Below are 5874 nucleotides of genomic sequence, written 5' to 3' on the forward strand. Positions count from 1 at the left end.
GGTTCAGCATGGCATCGCGCATCCACATGGAAGTAAAAGCGTCTTTTTTACCGATAGAAAGGTACTCGGCCATCCCCTCAACCATCCACAAAGGCGTTTGTCCGACATTTTCTAAACTGATCGAATCTTTTTCAAGCAAAAGGTGATATTGGAAAGCGTGAACAAGCTCGTGACCTAATACGTGTCTGGTTTGACTATTAAGCTCCATTACAGGCATGATTACCCTGTTTTTGAGTGCTTCGGTAACCCCACCAGTTCCAATGCCGATTTCTCCGTTCAAAACGGTTGTTTGCTGAAAATCAGGGTGATTATTATATAAAATGATGGGATTTTTCTTTAAAAAAGTATCCCTAAATACTTCCTGATGCATTTTGTACCAGGTTTCGGCATCCTGTGAGAAACGTTTTAAGAGTTTTTCGTTTTTGATGTAGTAATAAATCTCAAAATGTGGTGTTTGTAACACTTTAAAATCGAGTTTTTTATACCTTACTTTATTTTGTCCGAAATATTGCGCTTTAGCAGAAAAAGAAAGAATAAGCAAGAGCAATATGGTTCCATACCGCTTTAATAAAGTAGAGCCTATTTTCATATTTGTGGTTTTAGTAATGATGTTCTATAATTTTCGAAAATGAAATGGTAAAAAATCTGAAAATAAAAATAGCAATAGTTTAAAAAACTATTCAAATTTTAACACTTTTTAAAATTTAAATCCCTGTTTTTACAGGGATTTAGCCATTTAATATATTCGGATATGGAAAAAAAACTATCGTTGATTGTTATTCTCGTTTTTCTTTCTTTCCTTTTCTTCCTGACGCTGTTTTCTCCTCAGCTCGCGTTCTTCTTTCCTGGTTAAAGGCACTGTTGGCGTAACCGGAGTTTGTGCCGGTTCAGTTTTTTTCTCTTCCTTTTTAACCTCAGGCTCAGGAGTTACAGGTACTTCTGTTACCGGCACTTCTGCAGGAACATTAAAGTCTGTAGAATCAACCATCACACTATCTGTAGTAGCTGTATCCCTCACAATCCTTGGGCTAGGGCAGTTGTAGGTACGGGTAATATCAACTGTAGCTTTAGGGAACGGTCCGTAGGTATAGCCGGAATTGGGATCGAGGTATACCTTTTCCATAAATTTAGCAAAGATCGGTAAGGCAGTTCTTGATCCTTCGCCCTGCTCGCCATTTTTAAAATGTGCAGTTCTTTCATCGCAGCCTACCCAAACACCCGTTACCAGATCTTTGGTTAAGCCCATATACCAGGCATCAACATAATCAGAAGAAGTACCTGTTTTACCACCAATCTGGTTATTTTTCTTGAACAGGTTAGGCCATTCCCATAGGGCTTGCGAAGTACCTTCGGGCTCTTCCATGCCACCACGGAACATATAGGTCATTAACCAGGCAATTTCCTCTGTTAAAACTCGCTTGGTTTTTGGCTTAAATTCTTCAATTAAGTTATTATCCTGATCGGTAACTTTTTCTACTAAAATAGGATCGGTTTTAACACCTTTGTTCATGAAAGTGGCGTAAGCCTTTACCATTTCGTAAACGGTAACATCGTTTGAACCTAAACTTACTGATGGAACAGACTCTAAATGGCTATCGATACCACACTCGTGTGCATATTTAACCACATTATCCCAGCCTACTTTTTCTGTAACCTGTGCGGTAATGGTATTTACTGATTTTGCCATGGCCCAACGTAAACTCATTTCGCGGTAAGAAACGCTATAATCAGCATTTTTAGGTTCCCAATACTTGGTTTCACCTTTATCCTGATAAGCAATTTTAACAGGTTTGTCGGTAAATTTATCACAAGGACTCATGCCTTGTTCCAGTGCAGTTAAATAGGCGAAAGGTTTAAAGGTAGAGCCTGCCTGGCGTTTTGACTGGTTAACGTGATCGTATTTGAAAAATTTATGGTCGATACCGCCCACCCAAACTTTAATTTTTCCACTGGCCGGTTCCATCGTCATCATACCCGTATTCATGATTTTTCCGTAATAACGGATCGAATCTAAAGTAGAGAAAAGTGTATCGCGGTCGCCTTTATAAGTGAAGATCTGCATCCTTTTCTTTTTATTGAAATAGGCTTTGACAGAATCGGGATTATTGGGGAATTTCTTTTGTAACAACGCATAAATAGGCAGGTTTTTCATCGCGCGGTCAGGATAATCTACCTTTTGTTTTTCCGAATCGTACCATGGATCTTCATTGCCCCAAACGCTGTAGAACCGGCGTTGCAAAATCCTCATCTCGTCGGCAACAGCTTCCTCGGCATATTTTTGAAGTCGTGAATCAATGGTGGTATAAATTTTTAAACCATCTTCATAAAGGTCGTAACCGTTATCAGTACACCATTTTTCGAGATATTTTGCAACGGCAGCCCTTAAATAAGAATCGCCATCGCTGCCATCCTGCATTTTACCTTCTTTTAATTTGATCGGTTCTTTCGATAATTCTGCCAAACTATCTTTGCTCAGGTATTTGTACTTATTCATCTGTGCCAGCACTACATTTCTTCTTTCGAGTGCTTTTGCCGGATTTTTTGTTGGATTATATAACGTGGTACCTTTCAACATACCCACCAGCATGGCTGCATCAGTTGTGGATAGTTCTTTCGCCTCTTTATCAAAATAAATACGGCTGGCAGTTTTTATTCCGTACGCATTATTACCGAACGAAACGGTATTGAGGTACATCGTAATAATATCGTTCTTAGCATAATTAGACTCTAGTTTTACCGCAGTCATCCATTCTTTTAGTTTAACAATCAAAGTTCTGATTACCGGTATTTTGATCAATAAACCCTGCGATTTATTATAACGCGTGCGGTAAAGGTTTTTTGCCAATTGCTGCGTAATGGTACTCGCACCACCATCTTTACCTAAACCGACTACGGCGCGTCCCACTGCCTGTACATCAATACCCCAATGTTTGTAAAAACGCACATCTTCTGTGGCCACCAAAGCCTGTATTACACTAGGCGAGATATCTTCATAATTAACAGGTGTTCTGTTCTCTTTAAAATAACGGCCAATCAATTTTCCATCGGCAGTATACAGCTCTGAACCTACACGGAGGGTAGGTGCTTTAATGTCGCGGACACTTGGAGAATAACCAAAAAGCCACAAAAAGTTTAATTGGAGTGCAGAAAAGAAAATTATTATAAAAAATAAAACTATTGTAGAATAACGTAAGTACTTGTTTTTTATCTCTTTAAACATATTGGATAAGATGATCTTTAGGTAAAAGCCGAGGCGTTAAATATAAAAAACTCTGTATGCAAATTAACGTATTTAATTTACTTATTTTTTAGTTCTATATTTAAATTGTTAACGCATGGCTTTATCTAAAATAATTTATAAGTATGAAGAACGAATTTAAAGGCTTAATTGTACAGGGAGATAAGAAATTTTCATTAAAAAACCATAAAACAGACTTTACCGGTGGATATAACAAAGAAAAGGCAAAGGATGCACTGGTAAATTCGAAAATAGAACTGAACCATCTTCAGGAGAAATTATATGCTTCGGGCAAACATTCGGTACTGATTATTTTTCAGGCGATGGATGCAGCAGGAAAGGATAGTGCTATTGAACATGTAATGAGTGGTCTGAACCCCCAGGGATGTCAGGTTTACAGCTTTAAGGTACCCACTTCGAAAGAATATGAACATGATTTTTTATGGAGACATTATAGAGCGCTGCCCGAACGTGGTCGCATCGGAATCCATAACCGTTCGCATTATGAAAATGTGCTGGTTTGTAAGGTTCATCCGGAATATATTTTAAGCGAAAACATTCCTGGCTTTAATGAGGTGAAAAAGATCAATAAAAACTTCTGGCAGCAGCGTTATAAAAGCATCAAAAACTTTGAGGAGCATTTAACTGCCAATGGAACGGTTATTTTGAAATTCTTTTTAAATGTAAGCAGGGATGAACAAAAACAGCGCTTTCTGGATAGGATAGAAGATCCTACCAAAAACTGGAAATTCTCGTCTGGCGATATCAAAGAAAGGGCTTTGTGGGATAAATATATGGATGCCTACGAACACGCCATTAACGAAACCAGCACAGACGATGCGCCATGGCACATTATTCCGGCTGATAAAAAATGGTTTGCCCGTTTGGCCATTAGCGAAATTATTACCGACAAATTGAAAAGTCTGGATCTTAAATTTCCTGTTTTGGGCGAAGAGGAGGTAGCCAAACTCGGCGAAACGAAGAATATCCTGTTGAGTGAATAAAAAAATGCAGGTCTGTAAGCCGGGTTCTGTTTCCTGATTGCTCAGGCTTCTATCATTTATCCACTATAAACGTTGCCGTTTATCTCTAACGACCTACCCACTAACATCGGACGGGCAGCCCTTTATCCCGACGTAAAGTCGGGACGTTAGCCTATTTGGTCTTTCAACTCCCGGGGTTTACAAACCACTGCAGTCGCCTGCAATGCTCGTGCGCTCTTACCGCACGTTTTCACCCTTACTCCGATGTGAAATCGGAGCGGTATATTTTCTGCTGCACTAATCCGTGGCCCAGGTTTTCATTCCTGAACCCCTTTCCGTTAGAAAGCGGGATGCCCTGCGTTGCCCGGACTTTCCTCTCTCCCGATAAATCGGAACAGCGATAGAACAACCTGCATTTTGCGCAAAGATGGGGTTTTTTATGCATAAAATATAAAGAGGATGAAGTTTTACTCCTGAAAAATACCTGTACAAAGATCAATCTGATTTTTTTATCTTTATTAAAATACTTAAACGCTCGATATGAAATCTAAATTAAAATGGATATTTCTTTTTTTACTTCAATTTTTGTTTATCAATATCGTTTATTCTCAATCGCAAAAAAATAATGCATATAAACGCTCTGGTTATCTTGAAAAACATAAAAAAGTTGAAAGAAATTATGAATTGAGGCTAAAAAGAAAGCTGAGTTGCACAGATACAATTCTAACCAATGGCAAGATGACCATTAGGTATTTTGCTAAAAACAACCTAAAGCTAAAAGATATTGAATATAGTTTAACCCGCGAAGGATGTAAGCAGTATGCCTGGGAAAATTTTTATAATAAGAGAGGGCTAATAGCTTATTCTCGCCACCATGGTATGACCTGTATTAAACTAGCTGAAGGAGAATATGATTTTCATCCGCTCCAATTTCGAAGGTATAAATATGATAGAAAAGGAAACCTTACTTCAATTATTTATGATGAAGGTGGAATGCCTAAAAAATATCTATTTTATAAAGATGAGTATGGTAATCAGCAATATCATTATATGAAAATTCGCCAGGTAGATTTTTGGAAATAACCTATTTACAATTCTGCAAATCTTTCGAAACCATTGTGTAAGGCACAAATCCCTGCTTGTTCCCGAATGAATTGGTTACAAAAACCATTACCTGAGCTACATCAATATCAGCCAGTTCGGGGAAGGCAGGCATTTTTTCCTTGTATTCTTTTCCATGTATGGTCAAAGTCTCGTTTGCTCCATTTTTGATGAAACAGGCCAAACGGGTTTTGTTTGCTTTTAGGAAAACCGAATCGGTTAAAGGCGGTGCAAGCTGGCCTAAGCCCTCGCCATTTTCGCCATGGCAGTTTTGGCATTTGGCTTTATAGATGTCTTTACCGTTCGACATGTAATTTTGAAGATCTATCGTTTCCTGGCTCTGGCAGGACACAATAATGGCGATAATGGAAAGAAAAAAGATTGAATTGATGATGTACTTGCGCATGTATGTTTTGTTGAAAAAATCGTCATTTCGAGCGAAATAAAATGGAGTCGAGAACCCGAAGGCTCAGCGAAGCTAAATCTATCTCAAGGTAGATCTCTCCCCGCCTGTACGGGCAGGCGCTCCACTACGTTCCGGTCGAGATGACG

Annotated in this window: 5 protein-coding genes and 1 other RNA gene; 2 read left to right on the forward strand and 4 right to left on the reverse strand. The window is 38.7% G+C overall.

All coding sequences use genetic code 11. The annotated features are described in order from the left end of the window. Together B2V92_RS22750 and B2V92_RS22755 are read right to left on the reverse strand one after the other, a co-directional pair. A partial coding sequence (locus B2V92_RS22750) for a basic secretory protein-like protein (RefSeq protein WP_293312437.1) occupies positions 1 to 589 on the reverse strand: 589 nt, incomplete at its 3' end. Between the two features lie 174 nt (positions 590 to 763). Beyond that, a complete protein-coding gene (locus B2V92_RS22755; protein ID WP_293312439.1) occupies positions 764 to 3220 on the reverse strand; it encodes a transglycosylase domain-containing protein in 2457 nt (818 codons plus the stop codon). A 143-nt stretch (positions 3221 to 3363) separates the two neighbouring features. Here B2V92_RS22755 and B2V92_RS22760 point away from each other — a divergent pair, with 143 nt between their 5' ends. After that, positions 3364 to 4242, forward strand: a complete 879-nt coding sequence (locus B2V92_RS22760; RefSeq protein ID WP_293312440.1) for a polyphosphate kinase 2 family protein — start codon at positions 3364 to 3366, stop codon at positions 4240 to 4242. Here the strand turns inward: B2V92_RS22760 and rnpB are convergent. Beyond that, an RNA gene (gene rnpB, locus B2V92_RS22765) (RNase P RNA component class A) lies at positions 4242 to 4638 on the reverse strand. The genes B2V92_RS22760 and rnpB overlap by 1 nt on opposite strands. Positions 4639 to 4761: 123 nt before the next feature. Here rnpB and B2V92_RS22770 point away from each other — a divergent pair. Further along, positions 4762 to 5304, forward strand: coding sequence for a hypothetical protein (locus B2V92_RS22770; RefSeq protein ID WP_293312441.1), 543 nt, complete (start codon positions 4762 to 4764; stop codon positions 5302 to 5304). 1 nt (position 5305) lies between these two features. Here the strand turns inward: B2V92_RS22770 and B2V92_RS22775 are convergent, their stop codons facing one another. Continuing rightward, the gene (locus B2V92_RS22775) at positions 5306 to 5728 is read right to left on the reverse strand and encodes a c-type cytochrome (protein ID WP_293312442.1); all 423 of its coding nucleotides are present in this window, start codon (positions 5726 to 5728) and stop codon (positions 5306 to 5308) included. Between the last annotated feature and the right edge of the window lie 146 nt (positions 5729 to 5874).

Origin of the sequence: Pedobacter sp. UBA5917 (genome assembly GCF_002432345.1) — a bacterium.
Classification (GTDB): Bacteria; Bacteroidota; Bacteroidia; order Sphingobacteriales; family Sphingobacteriaceae; genus Pedobacter.